This window comes from Streptomyces sp. NPDC058534 (assembly GCF_042717365.1).
Taxonomy (GTDB): domain Bacteria; phylum Actinomycetota; class Actinomycetes; order Streptomycetales; family Streptomycetaceae; genus Streptomyces.
In genome coordinates this window covers 1,938-5,274 of the sequence record NZ_JBHXNW010000064.1, presented here as the reverse complement: position 1 = coordinate 5,274, position 3,337 = coordinate 1,938, and the positions used below count along the sequence as shown (strand labels likewise).

Here is a 3,337-nt window from a genome sequence, read left to right as displayed (position 1 = left end):
GGCGCGCGCGGCGGGGGGCGGCCCCCCCCCCCCGGGGGGTGGGGGGGGCGGGGGGGGCGGGCCCGGGGGGGGGGGGGGGCGGGGGGGGGGGCCCCCCCCCGCCCCCCCCCCCAGCCGGTCGAAGCGGTGCAGGTCGATGTCGTCCGGGGCGGCGGTGAGCCGGTACCCGCCGTCGGCCGAGGCCACCGCGTCCGCGCCGAGCGCCCGGCGCAGCCGCCCGACCAGCGCCTGGAGGGCTCCCGGCGCGTCGGCGGGCGGATCCCCGTCCCACACCTCCTCCACCAGCAGCCCCGCGGGCACGGCACGGCCGGACCTGAGCGCGAGCACGGTCAGCAGCGCACGCAACCGCGCCCCGCCGAGCGGGACGGCCGTGCCGTCGGGACGGAGTACCTGTGTGGTGCCGAGGATGCGATAGCGCACGGGCCCCATTGTCCCTGGTGCGGTCCGGGCCGGTCACGGGGTTTTGACGGCATGGCGGGGCGCCCTCGCGACGAGACGGCCGTCGCCCCGTGCGACCGCTCTCCCCGGAACCGGCCGGCACCCGCGGGACGTTCTCCCGGTGCGCCCGGTACGGTCGGGCAGTCCCGCAGCTGTCGCGTGCGTCCGAGAACCAGGGAGTTCCATGTCCACCGCCACCGCCCGCCCCAGTGACCGGCGGGTCAGTCCCGTCTTTCTCGGGATCGTCGCCGTCGCCGCGGTCACGGGGTGGGCCACCTGGAGTGGGTTCGCCGAGCAGCCGGGGCTGGCCGTCTTCCTGTTCGTGACGGCGGCGTGGGTCGTCTCGCTGTGCCTGCACGAGTACGCGCACGCGCGCACCGCGCTGCACAGCGGTGACATCTCGGTCGGCGCGAAGGGCTACCTCACGCTGAATCCTGTCAAGTACACGCATGCGTTGCTGAGCATCGTGCTGCCGGTGCTGTTCGTGATCATGGGCGGGATCGGTCTGCCCGGCGGGGCCGTCTTCATCGAGCGCGGGCGGATCCGGGGGCGGTGGCGGCACAGTCTTATCTCGGCGGCGGGCCCGCTGACGAACGTCCTGTTCGCCGTGGTGTGCACGGCGCCGTTCTGGCTGGACGCGCTGGACGGCGTTCCGCGCGACTTCCGGCTGGCGCTGGCCTTCCTCGCGCTGCTCCAGGTGACGGCGGCGATCCTGAACTTCCTGCCGGTGCCGGGCCTGGACGGCTACGGGGTGATCGAGCCGTGGCTGTCGTACAACGTGCGGCGGCAGGTGGAGCCGCTCGCGCCGTTCGGGCTGCTGATCGTGTTCGCGCTGCTGTGGATCCCGGCCGTCAACGGGGTGTTCTTCGACGCGATCGACGCGCTCCTGCGCGGGCTGGGGATCGGCGAGTTCGACACGTACTGCGGCTTCGAGCTGTACCGCTTCTGGCAGACCGCGGAGCTGTGCGCGGTCGCCGGGTGACGGTGCTCAGCCCGTGACGGACTCGCGGCGGGCGTCCCGGCCGCGCTTGACGTAGTACCAGCACATGTTGGACGACAGCCCCGACAGCAGCACCCACACGACGCCGATCAGCACGCTGCCCTGCACGAACGAGACGACGGCGGCGACCACCGCGAGGACGCAGACGGCCAGGGCGTAGAGGGCGAGGCGGGGCATGGGGCCGGCTCCTGTCGGGGGACACGTGCGGGTGACGCGGGGTACCGCGGCACCCACCAGTGTCCCCCATCGGCTCACACGTCCGTGACGCGGAGCCCGGCGTGTGCCTTGTAGCGGCGGTTGACGGAGATCAGGTTGGCGACCAGCGACTCGACCTGGTGGGCGCCCCGCAGCCGCCCGGCGAAGATGCCGCGCATACCCGGGATGCGTCCGGCGAGCGCCTGCACGGTCTCCACGTCGGCGCGGGCCTCGCCGAGCACCATCACGTCGGTGTCGATCTCGTCGGTCTCCGGGTCCTGGAGGAGGACCGCCGAGAGGTGGTGGAAGGCGGCGGTGACCCTGCTGTCCGGCAGCAGGGCGGCGGCCTGCTCGGCGGCGCTGCCCTCCTCCGGCTTGAGCGCGTAGGCGCCCTTCTTGTCGAAGCCGAGCGGGTTGACGCAGTCGACGACGAGCTTGCCGGCCAGTTCCTCGCGCAGGGACTCGAGGGTCTTGCCGTGGCCCTCCCAGGGCACGGCGACGATCACGACGTCGCTGCGGCGCGCGGTCTCGGCGTTGTCGGCGCCCTCGACGCCGTGCCCGAGTTCCGCGGCGGCGGCCTCGGCGCGTTCGGTGGCACGCGAGCCGATGATCACCTTCTGGCCGGCCCTGGCGAGGCGGTACGCGAGGCCCTTGCCCTGCGGGCCGGTGCCGCCGAGCACGCCCACGACCAGCCCGGAGACGTCGGGCAGGTCCCAGGGGTCCTTGGCGGGGGCCTTCTGTGCGGCACTGTCGGTAGAGGTCATGGGCCGACCCTACGTCTGCCCCGGTCACGACGGTCGTACGGGTCTCAGCGCCGGTGGCGGGTCTCCCCCGCGTCCCCGGGTCGGGCGAATCCGGGGCGAACGCCGGACCGGGCGGGCGGGGTTGCGGCAGGATGCGGCGGCATGGACGCCGTACGGGTCGCGCTGCTGCGGGAAGTGCTCGCCGGGACCGAGTGGCTGGGGGCCACCCGGAGGTTCGCGGGGGCGCTGCGGGGGTCGGTGGTCCCGCACGGGGGCGGGTTGCTGCTGGTGGGCACCGCCGAGCACGAGCCCTGGCATCTGGCGGCGCACCTGGTGGACGAGGCCGCCTGGTCGGGGACGCCGGAACTGGCGCCCACGCTGGTGCGGCCCGACGCGCGTCCCGCGGACCCGGCGCATCTGGCGGTGGGCCTCGGGCGGCTGGCGGCGGCCCGGCGCGGGGAGACGCTGCTCGTGGTGACGCCCGCCGATCCCGGCGCCCCGCTCCTGGAACGGGTGCACGACGCCCGCCGGGCAGGTGCCACCGTGCTGTCACTGGGCGCCGACCGCGGCCCGGGTGAGCGGGAGCTGACGGCGATGGCGCACGAGGCGCTGACCGTGCCGGACGGCGCCGAGCTGGACCTGGACACGGTGCAGCACCTGGTCAGCGCGGCGGCCGGGGAGAACGCGGGGCCGCCGCCCCGGGGCCGCCGCCGCTTCCGCGACCGCATGTCCCGCCTGGCCGACCACCTGACGGCCCCGCCACCGTCCGGCTGGTGACGCCCACCGGGTGAGGCTCCGCCACCACCGTGTCGGCGTAGGCCGCATGTTTCAGTTCCGGGCACTCTCAGCCCGTCCGGCGTTCGAGGACGAGGCCGTTCAGGCCGAAGCGGGGGTCTGGGGGGGGCGCGCCCCCCAGTCACGCCCGCCAATATCGCGCGCCCGCGGGCGCCGGAGCCCCCCG

5 protein-coding genes are annotated in these 3,337 nt (G+C 75.2%); 2 read left to right on the top strand and 3 right to left on the bottom strand.

From position 1 onward, the window contains the following. Positions 1-429 (bottom strand): winged helix-turn-helix domain-containing protein (locus ACFWR9_RS31075; protein WP_383847710.1); only part of this gene is annotated, 429 nt, incomplete at its 3' end. Between the two features lie 193 nt (positions 430-622). Here ACFWR9_RS31075 and ACFWR9_RS31070 point away from each other — a divergent pair. After that, the gene (locus tag ACFWR9_RS31070; RefSeq protein WP_383847707.1) at positions 623-1,420 is read left to right on the top strand and encodes a site-2 protease family protein; all 798 of its coding nucleotides are present in this window, start codon (positions 623-625) and stop codon (positions 1,418-1,420) included. A 6-nt stretch (positions 1,421-1,426) separates the two neighbouring features. Here ACFWR9_RS31070 and ACFWR9_RS31065 read toward each other — a convergent pair whose 3' ends face one another. Further along, positions 1,427-1,615, bottom strand: coding sequence for a hypothetical protein (locus ACFWR9_RS31065; protein ID WP_383847705.1), 189 nt, complete (start codon positions 1,613-1,615; stop codon positions 1,427-1,429). Between the two features lie 74 nt (positions 1,616-1,689). Continuing rightward, the gene (gene npdG / locus ACFWR9_RS31060) at positions 1,690-2,397 is read right to left on the bottom strand and encodes an NADPH-dependent F420 reductase (protein WP_383847703.1); all 708 of its coding nucleotides are present in this window, start codon (positions 2,395-2,397) and stop codon (positions 1,690-1,692) included. A 141-nt stretch (positions 2,398-2,538) separates the two neighbouring features. On the opposite strand from npdG, the gene ACFWR9_RS31055 reads away from it, so the two are divergent. Further along, a complete protein-coding gene (locus ACFWR9_RS31055) occupies positions 2,539-3,153 on the top strand; it encodes a hypothetical protein (protein WP_383847700.1) in 615 nt (204 codons plus the stop codon). The last annotated feature ends 184 nt before the right edge of the window (positions 3,154-3,337 follow it).

Excerpts from the sequence above, each read along its gene's own strand:
- ACFWR9_RS31070 (WP_383847707.1), top strand. The coding sequence starts at position 623 with ATGTCCACCGCCACCGCCCGCCCCAGTGACCGGCGGGTCAGTCCCGTC.
- ACFWR9_RS31065 (WP_383847705.1), bottom strand. The coding sequence starts at position 1,615 with ATGCCCCGCCTCGCCCTCTACGCCCTGGCCGTCTGCGTCCTCGCGGTG.
- npdG (WP_383847703.1), bottom strand. The coding sequence starts at position 2,397 with ATGACCTCTACCGACAGTGCCGCACAGAAGGCCCCCGCCAAGGACCCC.
- ACFWR9_RS31055 (WP_383847700.1), top strand. The coding sequence starts at position 2,539 with ATGGACGCCGTACGGGTCGCGCTGCTGCGGGAAGTGCTCGCCGGGACC.